Source organism: Marinobacter azerbaijanicus, assembly GCF_030250645.1.
Classification (GTDB): domain Bacteria; phylum Pseudomonadota; class Gammaproteobacteria; order Pseudomonadales; family Oleiphilaceae; genus Marinobacter; species Marinobacter azerbaijanicus.
Map to the genome: position 1 here is coordinate 112098 of NZ_JASSVS010000005.1, position 15018 is coordinate 127115.

Annotated in this window: 16 protein-coding genes; 10 read left to right on the forward strand and 6 right to left on the reverse strand. The window is 58.2% G+C overall.

The genetic code is table 11. The features are described 5' to 3' along the window. Positions 1–86: 86 nt before the first annotated feature. On the forward strand, positions 87–269 hold the full coding sequence (locus QPM17_RS11520) for a hypothetical protein (RefSeq protein WP_285390887.1): 183 nt from the start codon (positions 87–89) through the stop codon (positions 267–269). A 50-nt stretch (positions 270–319) separates the two neighbouring features. On the opposite strand, the gene QPM17_RS11525 is transcribed toward QPM17_RS11520, so the two are convergent. Further along, positions 320–2002: an NAD-dependent malic enzyme gene (locus QPM17_RS11525; RefSeq protein ID WP_285390888.1), complete on the reverse strand. Its 1683-nt coding sequence runs from the start codon at positions 2000–2002 to the stop codon at positions 320–322. A gap of 83 nt (positions 2003–2085) precedes the next feature. Here QPM17_RS11525 and QPM17_RS11530 point away from each other — a divergent pair, with 83 nt between their 5' ends. Beyond that, complete coding sequence (locus QPM17_RS11530) at positions 2086–2418, forward strand: SMR family transporter (RefSeq protein WP_285390889.1); 333 nt, start codon at positions 2086–2088, stop codon at positions 2416–2418. Positions 2419–2542: 124 nt separating this feature from the next. Next, positions 2543–3040 (forward strand): VOC family protein, encoded by a 498-nt coding sequence (locus tag QPM17_RS11535; protein WP_285390890.1) that lies wholly within the window; start codon positions 2543–2545, stop codon positions 3038–3040. A 38-nt stretch (positions 3041–3078) separates the two neighbouring features. Here QPM17_RS11535 and QPM17_RS11540 read toward each other — a convergent pair whose 3' ends face one another. From QPM17_RS11540 to QPM17_RS11560, 5 genes are all read right to left on the reverse strand, one after another. Further along, the gene (locus QPM17_RS11540) at positions 3079–3948 is read right to left on the reverse strand and encodes an alpha/beta fold hydrolase (protein ID WP_285390891.1); all 870 of its coding nucleotides are present in this window, start codon (positions 3946–3948) and stop codon (positions 3079–3081) included. A gap of 80 nt (positions 3949–4028) precedes the next feature. After that, positions 4029–4610: a TetR/AcrR family transcriptional regulator gene (locus QPM17_RS11545; RefSeq protein ID WP_285390892.1), complete on the reverse strand. Its 582-nt coding sequence runs from the start codon at positions 4608–4610 to the stop codon at positions 4029–4031. 116 nt (positions 4611–4726) lie between these two features. Beyond that, positions 4727–6385 carry an acetolactate synthase large subunit gene (locus tag QPM17_RS11550; RefSeq protein WP_285390893.1) on the reverse strand — a complete coding sequence of 553 codons (1659 nt, stop codon included), beginning with the start codon at positions 6383–6385 and terminating at the stop codon, positions 4727–4729. After that, the gene (locus QPM17_RS11555; protein ID WP_285390894.1) at positions 6382–7575 is read right to left on the reverse strand and encodes an L-lactate dehydrogenase; all 1194 of its coding nucleotides are present in this window, start codon (positions 7573–7575) and stop codon (positions 6382–6384) included. The genes QPM17_RS11550 and QPM17_RS11555 overlap by 4 nt, the downstream gene beginning before the upstream one ends. Positions 7576–7580: 5 nt before the next feature. Further along, entirely contained in the window at positions 7581–9194 is a 1614-nt protein-coding gene (locus tag QPM17_RS11560; RefSeq protein WP_285390896.1) for an FAD-dependent oxidoreductase, read from the reverse strand. Positions 9195–9284: 90 nt separating this feature from the next. Here QPM17_RS11560 and QPM17_RS11565 point away from each other — a divergent pair, with 90 nt between their 5' ends. From QPM17_RS11565 to QPM17_RS11595, 7 genes are all read left to right on the forward strand, one after another. Beyond that, on the forward strand, positions 9285–10319 hold the full coding sequence (locus QPM17_RS11565; RefSeq protein ID WP_285390897.1) for an AraC family transcriptional regulator: 1035 nt from the start codon (positions 9285–9287) through the stop codon (positions 10317–10319). Between the two features lie 67 nt (positions 10320–10386). After that, the gene (locus QPM17_RS11570; RefSeq protein WP_285390898.1) at positions 10387–10650 is read left to right on the forward strand and encodes an SHOCT domain-containing protein; all 264 of its coding nucleotides are present in this window, start codon (positions 10387–10389) and stop codon (positions 10648–10650) included. Positions 10651–10697: 47 nt separating this feature from the next. Next, positions 10698–11597: a mechanosensitive ion channel domain-containing protein gene (locus QPM17_RS11575; protein WP_285390899.1), complete on the forward strand. Its 900-nt coding sequence runs from the start codon at positions 10698–10700 to the stop codon at positions 11595–11597. A gap of 128 nt (positions 11598–11725) precedes the next feature. Next, on the forward strand, positions 11726–12160 hold the full coding sequence (locus tag QPM17_RS11580; RefSeq protein WP_285390901.1) for a DUF7282 domain-containing protein: 435 nt from the start codon (positions 11726–11728) through the stop codon (positions 12158–12160). Positions 12161–12237: 77 nt separating this feature from the next. Further along, positions 12238–12876 (forward strand): TetR/AcrR family transcriptional regulator, encoded by a 639-nt coding sequence (locus tag QPM17_RS11585; RefSeq protein ID WP_285390902.1) that lies wholly within the window; start codon positions 12238–12240, stop codon positions 12874–12876. Beyond that, positions 12873–14498 carry a phytoene desaturase family protein gene (locus tag QPM17_RS11590; protein WP_285390903.1) on the forward strand — a complete coding sequence of 542 codons (1626 nt, stop codon included), beginning with the start codon at positions 12873–12875 and terminating at the stop codon, positions 14496–14498. Before QPM17_RS11585 ends, QPM17_RS11590 begins: the two co-directional genes overlap by 4 nt. Next, on the forward strand, positions 14488–15009 hold the full coding sequence (locus QPM17_RS11595; protein WP_285390904.1) for a gamma-glutamylcyclotransferase family protein: 522 nt from the start codon (positions 14488–14490) through the stop codon (positions 15007–15009). The genes QPM17_RS11590 and QPM17_RS11595 overlap by 11 nt, the downstream gene beginning before the upstream one ends. The last annotated feature ends 9 nt before the right edge of the window (positions 15010–15018 follow it).

The following is a 15018-nucleotide window of genomic DNA, read 5'->3' on the forward strand; positions in this document are numbered from 1 at the left end:
GAGGCAATCACCTTCCAGGGGGAAGGCCGTGACATGGCCAACCCTTCAGCCATAATTTCATTTACGGCTATTACAAGGGTGAGCTGATGTTTGTTGAGCCAATGGTCTCCCTGGCTTTCCTCCAGTCACTTCCGGAGATAACGTCACCGGTCAGGAAGCCGCAGAGGTACAGCTACCCGGCGTGGTACCCGGCGGCTTACCGGATCGGGTTTGATGCCGGCAAAAACGAGTACACCATCGCGCTCCACGCCCTGGAGAGGTACGACTGAGGGCCCGAAAGCGGCGTGTGGAGGGTGACGTTGCAGTCCTGCTTGCACCTTCAGATCGAACGTCGGAGATAACGCCGGTAACGGGGGCGCCAGAAGTTGCGCTCTATGGTCCGGCGGATGGTGTCGTCGTCAGAGCGCAGGACAACGACACCATCCTCCTGCGCCTGCCTGGCCACATCGAAGGCGATGTTGCGACTGATTTGCTGGATATCGCCCAGGGACGGCAAAAGTCGTTCGCCGGTTTGTTGGACGATGGGTGCCTCGTTCGCCAGGGCATTGGCCGCGGCCATCAGCATGGTATCTGTCACTCGTGTGGCGCCGGCGGCGATAACCCCCAGGCCAACGCCCGGGAAAATATAGGCGTTGTTGCATTGAGCTATGGGGTAAGTCTTGCCGTTCAGTTCTACCGGCATGAATGGGCTGCCGGTAGCTACCAGGGCGTCGCCGTTGGTCCAGGCCAGGATGTCGGCGGGTGTGGCCTCCACCCGGGAAGTGGGGTTCGACAGCGGCATCACCAGTGGCTGCGCGCAGCCGGAGTGCATTGTTCTGATCACCTCCTCGGTGAACAGGCCACGCTGGCCGGAAACGCCAATCAGCACCGTCGGTTTCGCGTGTTTCACCACATCAATCAGTTCACGGCCCGACCAGTCTTTTATCCGGGCCGGATCCTGTGCCAGCGCCCACTGGAAATCCTGCAGGCCGTCGATGTCCCTGGTGAGCAGCCCCTCGCGGTCGACCAGGTAAACCCGCTGTCGCGCTTCGTGTTCTGACAAACCCTCGTTGGTCATTGCGACGACGATCTGCTCGGCGATGCCGCAGCCGGCGGAGCCGGCGCCCAGGAAAGCGACGGTCTGGTCGCTGACCTTCTCGTTCTTGGTTTTACACGCCGCCAGCAAGGTGGCCAGGCAAACCGAGGCGGTACCCTGAATGTCGTCATTGAAGCAGCAGGCCTGGTCACGATAATGGTTCAGCAGGCGCATGGCGTTGTTCTGCGCAAAGTCCTCGAACTGCACCAGGACATTGGGCCAGCGGCGCTTCACCGCCTCAAGGAATTCCGCAACGAAGGCGTCGTATTCCTTTTGCCCGATACGCTTGTGACGCCACCCCATGTACATCGGATCATCAAGCAGGGCCTGATTGTTGGTGCCGACATCAAGCATTATTGGCAGTGTGTTGGCCGGGCTTATCCCTCCACAGACGGTGTACAGCGACAACTTTCCGATAGGGATACCCATGCCACCGATGCCCTGGTCGCCCAACCCCAGGATACGCTCACCGTCGGTGACGACGATGACTTTCACTTTCTCCTTGGTGGCGCTGCGCAGGAGGTAATCCATGTGTTCCCGGTCCGGATAGGCCACGAACAGGCCGCGATGGTTGCGGTAGATGTTGGAGAATTCCTCACACGCCTCCCCCACGGTCGGGGTGTAGATAATCGGAAGCATTTCTTCCAGGTGATTTTCCAGCAATCGGTAGAACAGGGTTTCGTTGTCGTCCTGGATTGCGCGCAACGTAATGTGCCGGTCCAGGTCGGTCTGACATAACTGGTATTGCTTGTAGGCTCGTTCCGCCTGCTCTTCGATGGTTTCCACGTTCTGCGGCAGAAGGCCTATCAGGTTGAAGTCCAGGCGCTCCCTCTGCGTAAAGGCACTGCCCTTGTTCAACAGCGGCATCTCCAGCAAGCTGGGCCCCGCATAAGGTATGTATAGCGGGCGTTTATCCATAGTGCTCATAGTCACCTCTTAAATCGTGCCATCTACAAAGGATAGCCGCTAATATCGATTTCAACCTGATATAGATCTGGAGCTGCAGCATTGTGAAAAGTTGGATTTTTCTGGGTATTGCGATTGTTGCGGAAGTGGTTGCAACCACAGGCCTGAAAGCCAGTGAAGGATTTACCCGGCTCTGGCCCAGCCTGCTGGTAATTGCAGGTTATACCGTTGCTTTCTACTTTCTGTCACACACTCTGAAAGAGATTCCCGTTGGCCTGGCTTATGCCATCTGGGCGGGGCTGGGCATCGTGCTGGTCGCGTTTATCGGTTGGGCAGTCTATGGGCAGGTACTGGATGCGGCGAGCGTGATTGGTATGGCATTGATCATTTCCGGTGTGGTGGTCATCAATGTGTTTTCCAAGGCAACGCTGCATTAGCGTCAATAAAACCGGAGGTGGTGCGGAACTTCGTCTTTTGAAAAAAATCCTGTTTGTGTCGATTTTCAACGGTGACATCCGACATACCTGTGACGACACTCAATAGTCACAGGAGACCAACAACATGATCAAGCATCCAAAAAACAGGATTTGCCTTTGGTTCGACGGCAGCGCCGAAGAGGCGGCTCACTTTTACGCGGAAACCTTTCCCGACTCCTCTGTGGGTTCGGTACTTCGCGCGCCAGGAGACTACCCGGCCGGTCAGCAGGGGGATGTGTTGACTGTGGAGTTCACTGTGCTGGGCATTCCCTGTCTCGGGCTTAATGGCGGCCCCGAGTTCAAGCACAGCGAAGCCTTTTCGTTTCAGGTTGCCACCCATAACCAGGAGGAAACCGACCGTTACTGGGACGCGATTGTTGGCAACGGCGGCGAAGAAAGCGCGTGCGGGTGGTGCAAAGACAAGTGGGGACTGTCCTGGCAGATTACGCCGGTGGCTTTGACGGAAGCGATCGCCGATCCCGATCCTGCCACGGCCAAGCGTGCGTTCGAGGCCATGATGACGATGAGAAAGATCGACATCGCAGCTATTGAGGCGGCGCGTCGAGGTGCGCCCCCTCACTGACAGGCTTGGCCTCAACTACTGAAGCCATGCCCTGTTTCTCACAGTTCACCACGGTAGAACCGGGACAGAATCTCTACTACCGCTTCCGGCTTTTCTTCCTGAAGGAAGTGTCCGCAGTCGGCAATACAGTGGGTCGTGGCCTGGGGTATCGCAGCCGCGACCCGTTTCATGGTCTTGGCTACCTCAGGCAGAATCCTGTCCTTTTCGGCGTAGATCAGGCAGGTTGGCTGTTGAATGCCTTCAAGGCTGTCTGCAATGGTTTTGAACCCGTCCACGTGAAGTCTGTGGGCGCTGCGTAACAGGGCCTTTCTTGCTCCCGCGTCGTCAGCGGTTCCCGTGTAGGGAGCCTGATAGCCGGCAAGTACCTCCCGGGTCAGCCTTTTTTTGTTTCTGACTCCGAGCCTCATGGCGAACGATATGCCGGAGGGGCTGCTAAACCACGTGCGCACACCAACTGCCATGGTCATCAACACAAACAGCTTAACCGCCCAGGAAAAGTCCGGATAGACGATTGTGTCCAGCAACACGTAACTGGCGATCATCTGCTGGTTCTGCTGTGCCCACCAGAGGGCGATGGGCCCACCCAGATCATGAACCACCAGGTGAACCTTTTGAATCCCAAGCTGGTCGACGAAGGCCTGGAGGATGCTGGCGTGATACCTGAAACTGAACGAGGCATTGGGGTCTTTGTCGGAGCCTCCGAAACCTGGCAGATCGATCGCGATCACCCGGTGGTGGGCAGAGAGTGGAACCATCATGTGGCGATAGAGATAGGACGAAGTAGGCCAGCCATGGACCAGAAGGATGACTTCATCGTCGCCCTGATTGCCAGTACGGGCTTCAAGGTAGTGAAGGTGAAATTCAGGCTTCTGCAGATAAATCCTGTGGGATGTAATGGGTTGATCCATGACGTCTGCTCTCCTGCGGGTTGTGGCAGTTTCCGTTAATTTCAAAGTTAACACCTGTTAACCTAAAGACAAAAAATTTTCTAGGTGTTGGCAATTCCTGCTAGCAACCGATCAATATCACGCCAATACAGTTTTTCCATTTCCTCTTCTGACCGGGGCAGAAGCCCGGACAAATAAAGGGAAAAGAAACCGATATAGGCACCCAGCAACAGTACGGAGATCTCACTGGGGTTATCTTTACGGAGATAACCTTCTTCCATGCACTCGCTGATCCTGGCGGTATAGAAATCGAAAGACACCTTCGACTTGGCTCTCAGGTCATCGCGATAGACGAGCGCGTCCTTGATATCCGACCTTATAAAAATGAGTTCGAAATAGCGGGGATGATCAAGCACGAAGCCCAAGGCGAGTTCCAGGGTCTTCCTGAAACGCAGTTGGGCCGTGGGCTCCTGAAGTGCGGGGGCCAGGTACCAGGTGTATGTATTGAAGCCTTTTTCCACTACCTGATGGAACAGTTCCTCTTTGTTGTTGAAGTGGCGATAGATAGCGGTCGCGCTAATGCCCGCCTTTTGAGCTATTTTGCGCATCGAAAGCCCGCGGTACCCGTCGCTGATGTACTGGTCCCTGGCACAGGCTAGAATCGTATCTTTGGTTATACTCATGTTAACGCACGTTAACCTCGGAGCAAAAAGACGTCAACCCCAATTCTGTACCTGTCCCCGGATTAACCAAAAGACGTCAACCCCAATTCTGTACCTGTCCCCGGATTAACCAGTGTTCACGGCGCCAGCTTCCTCTTCAATGCCTTGGTAACCGACAACGGCAGGCTGGGCAATGCGCGCAGCATCCACGGCAGTATCCGGCGTTTCACGCCGCTCAGTGACTCAGGAATCATCACTTCGATCAGGTGTGGCCCCGGCATGCTCAGGGCGTATTCCATGGCTTTGTTCATATCTTCCGCGGTATCAACCCTCACCGCATGCACCCCCATGCCTTGCGCCATCTCGGCAAAGTTAAGCACCGGGCCACGCAGGTCGAGCTGGGATTTGGCTTTGGCACCGGCCTGTTCCGCTCCAACCCGTTCGAGTTCTATGTTCAGCACCGAGTAGGAGGCATTGTTGAAGATGATGGTGGTCACATTGAGTTGTTCACGGGCCATGGTCCACAGGGCCTGGATGGTGTACATGGCGGTGCCATCACCGATCAGCGCCAGTACAGGCCGGTCCGGGCAGGCAACGGCAGCACCAACGGCGTTCGGCAGGCCCTGGCCTATGGCGCCACCGGTGAGGGTCAGCAGATCATGCCTCGGCGCTCCTGCGGTCATCACTGACAACATCAGGCTGGAGGTAATGCCTTCGTCCACAAGAATGGCGTTATCCGGCATCAGATGGCCCACCGCCTTGCAGACTTTTTCTGCCGTCAGCTTACCCCTCGGCCTGCCCGGGCGCTGGCTGTTCTGAAGCTTCGGTTCAGCCTGACTGGCGCCCAGGGCGTCATTGAGCTTGTTCAGGCTGCCGGTGATGTCCTGATCCGGCGCCACGAGGGTGTGCACCTTGCAGCTATCCGGCACCAGGTAACTCTGCTTGCCCGGATAGGCGAAGAAGGAAACAGGAGCCTTTGCGTCCACCAGGATGAGGTGATCAATATCGGTCAGTTGCACAGTGGCCAGTTCCGCCAGATACGCCAGGCGTTCTACCGGAGGCAGGCCGGCACCCCTTTCCATACGGGTGGGGAAGGTTTCGGCCATCAGAATAACCCCACTGTGAGCGGCAAGTTTCGCCGCCGCCAGCAGGCTGGGTTCCCGTAGCGAATGCCCACCCATCAATAGGGCGGTTTTCTTGCCGGAGCGAATCGCTGAGGCGATTGCGTCAACGGTGGCATCATCCGCCAGTGCCGGTTCCGGTGGCGCAAGGGGTGCACTGGGAACACCGCCCTCTCCCCAGGAAACGTCCGCTGGCAGAATCAGGGTCGCGACCTGACCGGGTGCTGTGCGCGCGGCCGCAATAGCCTCGGCGGCGTCCTGGCAAAGCGTTTCCGTGCTGCTGGCCGTACGGACAAAACCCGGTGAGACGTTGCGTGCCACGGTCTCGATGTCGGACTGCAACTGGGCATCATATTTGACGTGGTAGGTGGCGTGGTCACCAACGATGTTCAGCACCGGAACCTTGCCCTTGCGGGCGTTGTGCAGATTGGCCAGGCCGTTACCCAGGCCGCAACCCAGGTGGAGCAGTGTGGCGGCAGGCTTGTCGGCCATGCGGGCATAACCGTCGGCCGCGCCGGTGGCAACACCTTCAAACAGGGCGAGTACGGCACGCATCCGGGGCTCATCATCCAGGGCAGCCACAAAATGCATTTCGCTGGTGCCGGGATTGCTGAAGCAGACTTCCACGCCCGCATCCACCAGGGTTTTCATCAAAGCTTGTGCGCCGTTTGTCATTGTTGTTCTCCAGCCTTTCGGAATTCAGGGTTATTGGGTCTATCCAGTTGATCTGTGCCGATTTCGGCAATACCTGTAACACCGGTGAGGGTCATGGCCAGCCGCAATTCCTGTTGCCAGCTTGTCAGCAGTCGGGTCAGCCCGGCTTCACCGCCACCGGCCAGTGCCCAGGCCCAGGGGCGACCGATCATCACGCCCCGGGCACCCAGGGCCAGGGCGCGAAACACGTCCGTACCGCTGCGAACACCACCATCCACAAGGATTTCGGTCTGTGAGCCGACGGCTTCGACAATGTCCGGCAGTTTGCCGGCGCCAGAGGCAACGCCGTCCAGCTGGCGGCCGCCATGGTTGGACACCACGATGGCATCTGCACCTACCTGCGCCGCCTGACGGGCATCTTCCACATCCAGGATGCCCTTAAGCAGCAACTTGCCCTGCCAGTGTTTGCGTATCCATTCAATGTCTGCCCAGGTGACGGTGGGATCAAACTGGGTATCAATCCACTCTTTGAACGCGTCGAGGTTGCTTGCATCCGGTACGGCATCACTGAGGTTGCCAAAGCTGAGGGGGCCGCCGCGCACGGCAACATTCCACAACCAGCCCGGGCGCGAGAGCAGTTGCTGGATCTTCAGCAGTTTGGAGCGCGGGCCGGTGCTGGCCAGGCCATTGCGGAAGTCCCGATGCCGCATGCCCGGCAGTGGCAGGTCGACGGTAAACACCAGAGTGCGGCAACCGGCGTCCCAGGCTTTTTTCAGCAATGCTTCGACCCGGGCACGGTCGCGGATCATGTAGAGCTGGAACCAGGCCGCCTCAGTAGCGGCGGCCTGCACTTCCTCCACCGGGCAGATGCCCACGGTGGACAGAGTAAAGGGAATGCCTGCGGCGTTGGCGGCACGCACTGCTTGCACCTCCCCCCGCCTTGCCATCATGCCGGCCAACCCCAATGGCGCCAGTACCACCGGCATGGAACAGGTCTGCCCCACCAGAGTCGCTGTGGTGTCCACCTGGTCGACATTCACCAACACCCGCTGGCGCAGATGTATGTTTTCCCAGTCAGTTTCGTTGGCGCGGAGGGTCTGCTCGCTGGTCGCTCCCCCGTCGAGGTAATCGAACATAAATCCGGGCAGACGGGCGCGGGCCTTTTCACGGTAGTCTTCGGCGGTGACCGGGTAACCAAACTTCGGGGTCATGGGCGTCAGCCTCCTGCAACAATGGATCGCACCGCTGCTCGGGCCGTCATGATGCAGCCGGGCAGGAAGGTGCCTTCAAGGGAACGTTTTCCGTTGGCACCACCGCCGCCAAAGCCGGCAGCTTCTCCCACGCAGTATAGGCCCTCCACGGGAACACCCCCGGCATCAAGCACCCGGCTTTGCAGATCGGTTTGCAGTCCGCCCAGGCTTTTGCGGGTAATCAGCTGCATGCGGATGGCGATGTAGGGGCCTGCGCCGGGTTTTTGCAGGGGTGCCGGTTTGCAGGTGCGCAGGCGGTCGGGCTTCCATTCCCGGGCATGCTGGATCAGGCGGATCTGCGGGTCATTGTGAAGCTGGGTACCGGCTGTGAAATTGGCATCAAAGGCATCCACGGTGGCCTGGAGTGTGGCGGCGTCGATGTCATGGGAACAGGTCAGGGCGTTCATTTTCCCGGCCAGTTCATTCAGGCTATCCGCCACCAGGAAGTCACGGCTTTCACGCTGCATCTGTCTCACAAGCGGGTGATTCCCGAGCAACAACTCTTTCACAAACAGGGGGAATTGCTTGTCCCTGATCCGTGCATTGTGCTCGGCACCGGAAATGGCAAATTCCTTGGCGGCAATGCGCCAGTTGAGCAGGTGCCAGGTCCAGGGCTTTTCCTGCTCTGCAACACGCTGGCATAACCAATGGGTGTCGAACCCGGTCACCAGAGGCTCCGGGCCAATGCGTTCGCCCCGGTGGTTAAGCCACAGGGCGGATTTACAGGGAATGGTGGAAAGGCCATGGCCGGGAAAGTGTGGGTAAGGATGCGGGAAACCGGCGGCGTAATTCCACATCTCCCCGGCGTGGGTGATCTGGCCACCCAGACGGTCGGCAACCCAGTGATGCATCCGCCCATCCGCGTAAGGATGGGCGCCGTTAAGCATGTTGGCAGGAAGGGGGCGGTCGGTGGGCCAATTGGCGCGGCACTCATCATGACTGCCATTGATGCCACCGGTGGCCAGCACCACCGCCGATGCCGTCAGCCGTACCTCCTCGCTGTTTGCCTCGTTGATTGCCAGGGCGCCGCACAATTTGCCGCCTTCGTGGTCCAGTGCGACTATCCGGTGCTGGTGCAGAACAGTCAGCCTGCCGCCGCTGTTTTCACGTTGCAGCGCCGCCAGCAGGCAGCGCACCAGTTCCCGGGCGGTGCCCCACACCACATGATAGCGGGGCACACGGTTACCATCGCCGAAGCGGCCGCGCTCTACCCAATTGACGGCCGGCAGGAATTTGATGCCCTCATTGCGCAGCCAGTCATAAACCTCAGTGCGGGAATGCTCGACATAATAGCGCGCCCACTGCAGGGGCCAGTCGTCATCGGGAGCCAGCTCTCCGAAGGTTAGCCAGTCATGCAGGGCAACCTCGGGCGAATCCGCTATCTTCATGCGTTCCTGCAAGGGCGTACCCACCAGCATCATCCCGCCAAAGGCCCACAGCGCCAGGCCGCCCATTCGTTCAGCCGTATCCCGGTCCGCCAGGGTAACCGTCTTTCCGGCTCGCAGGGCTTCGAGTGCCGTGACGATACCTGCCAGCCCTCCCCCGACCACCAGAACATCTGAAGCAATTACTTTGGCCATGATGTGTATCCGACTTGATAGCAATGAGTTGTCACGTTCAAAGATATACCGGTACCATGGTTTACAAATTGACTTCAGAGGCCAGCAAAATTGACATTAGAGGCCACCGTTTCCATCGGCTGGGTGAATACCGTCATTGCTGCGGCGCAAAGGCTTTCCGTAGACACGGATACCCTGCTGGCGACAGCCGGTATTCCCGCCACTGCCTGTGAGCATGAACGCTGGCCCATTGATGACATTACGCGGCTCTGGCATGCGGCGGAGCGTTGCACCGGCGACTCTGGCTTTGGCCTGAAGGTGGGGGCCGAATTCACGCCGATGAGCATCAGTGGCGTGGGGTTTGCGCTGCAGTCCGCAGCCACCCTGCGGGAGGCTGTGATCATGGTTCAGCGATTCCAGCGTCTGATCTCCGATGGCGGGCGTTTCCAGGTGCTGCCGGGCAATACTGCCACCTGGCTGGTCTACCATCCGCGACAGGGTCAACTGGCATTCAGCCCTCACCAGATCGAAGCCGTACTCGCGGCGGTTGTGGGCTTCGCCAGCTGGGTAACCGGCACCCGGATGCAACCCCAACGGGTTCAGTTCAGCCAGGCCCGGCTTGGGCCGCTACAGGGATACCAGGCTGCATTTCATTGCCCGGTGGAATTCGAGCAGGCCTTCAGCGGTGTGCTGGTGGACAACACGGTACTGGATCAACCTCTGCCCCAGGCCGATGCCCAACTGGCCCAGGTGCACAAGCGCTACACAAAGGCACGCCTGGCCGCCCTTACCATGAGCAGCGCTTCCGTTCCCGAACTTCGGCGCTGGTTGTCTGCCCGATTGGGCCCGGTTCTCCCACGACGTGCCGAAGCTGCGGATGCATTGGGTATCAGCGAGCGCACTCTGGCTAGAAGGCTTATGGAACAGGGGCAGACGTTCGACGGCCTGCTGGATGAGGTGCGCTGTGAAAAGGCGCTTCAGGCGGTGGCTGATAGCGGCGCAGCCCTGCCCGAAATTGCCGAGTCATTGGGTTTTGCGGAGGTGAGTACATTCTATCGTGCTTTCCGTCGATGGACAGGCTTGCCGCCAGTGCGCTGGCGCAAGCAGCAGGGGGCAGACAATCAGGGCACAGTGACTTCCGTGTAATCACTCCGGATAACATCTAGACTGCTTGCAGCGGATCAATCTCATCGAGCAGGACAGGAGAAACGATATGGGGCCAGAGCATTTTGGTTGGGGCGGCTGGTGGCTGTTTCCCGTTGTCATGCCGATCGTAATGGTCGTTGTTCTTGGCATCCTGATTTACTTTGTGTTCGGGCGGGGCGGCCCCAGGCCACCCTGGTCGAATGACTTTGACGGCTCATCAAGCCATCACAAAGATTCTGAATCCGCCATGGAAATACTCAAGAAGCGATACGCCAGGGGAGAGATCACACGGGAGGAGTTTGAAGAGATAAAAAAGGACCTGCAAAGCTAGGCTTCCCCGACTACGACCCACCACACTGATACATAACGGGACCTTACATGTTTGAGAGCCTGGCCCTGGTGCCTGAAAATTTCTCATTGCCGGACTCCATGCTGAGACTGCTGATCAGCACCGGGCTTCTGATTCTGGCCATCATTATCCTGCGCACTCTGACTGCCCGGTTTATACGGCGAAACGTGGTGTCGTCGGAGTTACGGGGCCGGCTGCTGGTCAACTTCCGCAATGGTTTCCTGTTATTGGGAATATTGGGCCTGGCGTTGATCTGGGGTGACCAGATACGCTCCCTGGCACTGTCCATCGTCGCTATCGCTGTTGCCTTTGTGGTCGCTACCAAGGAATTGATCCTCTGTGTTTCCGGTGCCATCCTCAAAAGCGGGGCAGGCTCTTTCAACCTGGGCGATCGTATACAGGTGAAAGACTTCCGCGGTGACGTCATCGACCAGACCCTGCTGGCAACCACCATTCTGGAGGTTGGCCCAGGCAAGACAGGTCACCAACGCACCGGCCGGATGATCGTCGTGCCCAACGCATTGTTCGTTTCTGAACCGGTCATCAACGAAAGTTTTACCGACCACTGGGACTTCCATGTTTTCACCGTACCCTTCAAACGCGAGGACGACTGGCATGCTGCCCAGAAAGCCCTGCTGGAATCCGCTAATCGTCATTGCGAGCCCTATCTTGAAGCGGTCCGCAAACACATGAACAAGGTTGGCGTTTTACGAGGTCTGGAAGTGCCCTCGGTAGACCCGCGGGTGACCATCCAGGCCCCGGTGGCGAGCGAAATCCACCTCACGGTCCGGCTGCCCACCAAATCCGGACAGCGGAGTTACATCGAACAATCCATTCTGTCAGAAGTCTTTGCCGCTACGGATTTCTCCGGCAAAAATAACCGGCCCTCTGATGACGAACAGGAGGAGAGTGGCGGAAAAGACGAGTAGGAAATGCTTGAGTATCCCCGAAAATATTTACCCGCACCTGCAACTTTATGCCCTCACGGCCCGTAGCTGCTTGTAGCCCATCCGGAAAAACCGAAGGGATGGGGTAAACAGACTGCAAGGAGAAGGCAATGAGCAAGCACACAAAGATCACAGCATTTCTGACTGCCACCCTGATTTCTGCCGCTCTGACCTCGGGCGTTGCCCTCGCGGGTGACCATTCCGGAGTTGGTGTATGGGGAGACGACCAATCGGTGTCTGAAGGCACTGTGACCGCCAAAAAAGTGATGACAGAGGAAAACGGCTGGCTGGTGGTCCACCGCACTGATAAAACCATGAAACCCGGCCCGGTGGTTGGCCACGCGCCGCTCAAAAAAGGCAAGAATATGGACGTAGCCGCCATACTCACCGAAGAAGTCGCTTCCGGTGATATGCTGATGCTCATGGTCCACAGTGAAGACGGCGGCATGAAAACCGGCACCTTCGAATACACCCTGGGCGCCAAGGAAGATGGCCCTGTCCGCATGGATGGAAAGCTGGTCATGGCGACAATCACAGCCAAATAACCACACATGAAATTCGTTTGACAACCCTCCCCATCTCGTGATGTTATCACCTGTAACAATGTTACAGGTGATAACTTATGGTCAGAAACCAGACTCCTTCAAAAGTCACCTACCACCACGGTGACCTGCCCCAGCAGGCGCACCAGTTAGCCCTGAAAACCCTGCGGGAACATGGCGATGCGGCCATCAGCCTGAGGGCCCTGGCAAAGCAGATTGGCGTCAGCGCACCGGCGTTATACCGGCACTTTGTTGATCGGGAAAGCCTGCTCGCTGAGCTGGCCGTTAGCGGGTTTGAAACCCTGCAGGAACGCCTGCTGGCCGTGGACCAATCCAGCCCACGGCGGGCATTGATTGATATTGGCCTGGTGTACGTATCTTTTGCACAGGACGAACCCTACCTTTACCGGCTGATGTTTGGCGGGCGCGTATTACCCAAGGGCGATCACCCACGCCTGGATCAGGCGGGCAAGGGCGCGTTTCAGGTTCTGGAAGACACCATTGCCAGGGCCCAGAAGGTCGGTTACGTGAAGCCTGTTCCCCTGCCACTGATGACAGCTGCCGCTTGGTCCCTGGTACACGGGCTTTCGCAACTGACCATCGACGGTCACCTACCAGGACCAGAAGTGGAACCCCATCTGGCAGAGGGTGTTGTCACCCTGCTTCTGGACGGCTCTCTGGCCAATAATGAACAACCTGACAAGGACACCACATCATGAGTAGCCCCAAACCAAGCACCATTCGTGTCGGCCGTCGTTACCGTGCCAATCGCCTTGAAGGCCCCTACGACGCCATTGTGATTGGCTCAGGCATCGGCGGGCTGACCACCGCTGCCTGCATGAGCAAACTGGGCAGGAAAGTGGTGGTGTTCGAGCAGCATTACACCGCCGGCGGCTTCACCCATAGCTACGACCGTAACGGTTACGAATGGGATGTGGGCGTGCATTACATCGGCGACGTGGGTGCGGACCACACCCTGACCAAGCGCCTTTTTGATCACATCACCGACGGCCAGTTGAAGTGGGCGCCCATGGACAGCCACTTTGACCGTATATTCATCGGCGACCGCCATGTGGACCTGGTGGCCGGGCCGGACAACTTCAAAGCCGAACTGAAACAAGCCTTCCCCGGCGAAGAACAGGCCATCGACACCTACCTGGATTACCTCAAGAAAGTCGCCAAAGCCATGCCGGGGCTGGTTATCGGCAAAGTGCTGCCCGACCTGGCAGCCGGCCCCCTGCGCAAACTGGTAAACCGTGCTGCGCCCTCATTCCTGAACCGCCCGACCCGTGAAGTACTGGAAGGCCTGACCAGCAACCAGGAACTGATTGCCGTGCTTACCGGCCAGTGGGGCGACAATGGCCTGCCGCCAGCCGAGTCCAGCTTTATTATTCATGCCCTGATTGCGCGCCACTATCTCTACGGTGGCTACTATCCCGTCGGTGGCGCTTCGGAAATGGCAAAAACCATTATCCCGGTCATACAGCGCAGCGGCGGAGAGGTGTTCACTTACGCCGATGTGAAAGAAATCCTGATCGAGAAAGGCAAGGCGGTTGGCGTGCACATGGCTGACGGCGAGGAAGTCCGCGCTCCGCTGGTGATCAGCAATGCCGGCGTGTTCAATACCTTCGACAGGCTGCTTCCGCAATCCGCACCACACCGGGACTATTACCAGCAGAAACTGAAAACCGTGGAACGCTCCATGGCCAGCAACTGTCTTTATATCGGCCTGAAGGATACGGCCGAAAACCTGAAGCTGCCAAAAACCAACTACTGGATCTACCCGGGCGCCAATTACGAAAAACAGGTGAGCGACTTCATGGCGGCGCCGGATGAGACCGACATTCCGCTGACCTACATTTCTTTCCCCTCCGCCAAGGACCCGAGCTTTGCCGAGCGTTACCCCGGCAGAGCCACCATCGAGATTGTCGCCCCAGGGCCTTATGAGTGGTATGAGGAATGGGCGGATAAAACCTGGGGCAAGCGCGGCGAAGACTACGAAGCAAGAAAGGAAGCCTATGCCCAACGGCTGCTGGCCAAGTTGTACGAGAAGTTTCCGCACCTGGAAGGCAAGGTGGACTACTACGAGCTGTCCACGCCTCTTTCCACCGACTACTTCTGCCGCTACAGCAAGGGCGAGATCTACGGCCTGAACCACACGCCGAGCCGTTTCGAACAGGACTGGCTGAAGCCCAGAACCCGCATTCCCGGCCTCTACCTGACCGGCCAGGATGTGATGACCTGCGGCGTGGCCGGGGCGATGATTGGTGGGTTACTTGCTACGGTGGCGGTTAGTGGCTTCAAGGGGCTGCCGCTGGCCAGGAAAATGTTTGTGGGATAACGAATCGGGAGGCTCCATGCTCTGCTTCTGCTACGGCTCGAACATGTCACAGCGAAGGCTTCAGGCCCGGGTCCCATCGGCCCGGTTCAAGACTGTGGCAGAGCTGCCCAACCATCGATTGCGTTTCCACAAGGCCGCCATGGACGGCTCTGCCAAATGCGATGCGGAAGAGACCGGCAACCCGGAAGACCGGGTTGTTGGTGTGGTTTACGAGATTGCCGATTCACAAAAGCCTGATCTGGACAAGCATGAGGCGTTGGGATTTGGCTACGATGAGAAACAGGTGGAGCTGGCAGCTCCAGAAGGTAACCTTCAGGCCTGGATGTACTTTGCCACCCGCATCGATGACTCCCTTAAACCTTTCCACTGGTACAAGGACCACGTGCTTACCGGCGCCCGGGAAAACGGCCTTCCGGCGGATTACATTGCCCGGATTGAAGCCGTGGAATCCATCGACGACCCCAGCCCCGAACGGCACGGACGGGAGTTGGCGATTTACAGAAGCACATAAGTTGCCTGT

What these genes read in the sequence shown, in the direction of transcription:
- QPM17_RS11590 (WP_285390903.1), top strand. Translation starts at nt 12,873, where the DNA reads ATGAGTAGCCCCAAACCAAGCACCATTCGTGTCGGCCGTCGTTACCGT.
- QPM17_RS11520 (WP_285390887.1), top strand. Translation starts at nt 87, where the DNA reads ATGTTTGTTGAGCCAATGGTCTCCCTGGCTTTCCTCCAGTCACTTCCG.
- QPM17_RS11555 (WP_285390894.1), bottom strand. Translation starts at nt 7,575, where the DNA reads ATGACCCCGAAGTTTGGTTACCCGGTCACCGCCGAAGACTACCGTGAA.
- QPM17_RS11575 (WP_285390899.1), top strand. Translation starts at nt 10,698, where the DNA reads ATGTTTGAGAGCCTGGCCCTGGTGCCTGAAAATTTCTCATTGCCGGAC.
- QPM17_RS11585 (WP_285390902.1), top strand. Translation starts at nt 12,238, where the DNA reads ATGGTCAGAAACCAGACTCCTTCAAAAGTCACCTACCACCACGGTGAC.
- QPM17_RS11560 (WP_285390896.1), bottom strand. Translation starts at nt 9,194, where the DNA reads ATGGCCAAAGTAATTGCTTCAGATGTTCTGGTGGTCGGGGGAGGGCTG.
- QPM17_RS11580 (WP_285390901.1), top strand. Translation starts at nt 11,726, where the DNA reads ATGAGCAAGCACACAAAGATCACAGCATTTCTGACTGCCACCCTGATT.
- QPM17_RS11570 (WP_285390898.1), top strand. Translation starts at nt 10,387, where the DNA reads ATGGGGCCAGAGCATTTTGGTTGGGGCGGCTGGTGGCTGTTTCCCGTT.
- QPM17_RS11540 (WP_285390891.1), bottom strand. Translation starts at nt 3,948, where the DNA reads ATGGATCAACCCATTACATCCCACAGGATTTATCTGCAGAAGCCTGAA.
- QPM17_RS11545 (WP_285390892.1), bottom strand. Translation starts at nt 4,610, where the DNA reads ATGAGTATAACCAAAGATACGATTCTAGCCTGTGCCAGGGACCAGTAC.
- QPM17_RS11550 (WP_285390893.1), bottom strand. Translation starts at nt 6,385, where the DNA reads ATGACAAACGGCGCACAAGCTTTGATGAAAACCCTGGTGGATGCGGGC.
- QPM17_RS11535 (WP_285390890.1), top strand. Translation starts at nt 2,543, where the DNA reads ATGATCAAGCATCCAAAAAACAGGATTTGCCTTTGGTTCGACGGCAGC.
- QPM17_RS11525 (WP_285390888.1), bottom strand. Translation starts at nt 2,002, where the DNA reads ATGAGCACTATGGATAAACGCCCGCTATACATACCTTATGCGGGGCCC.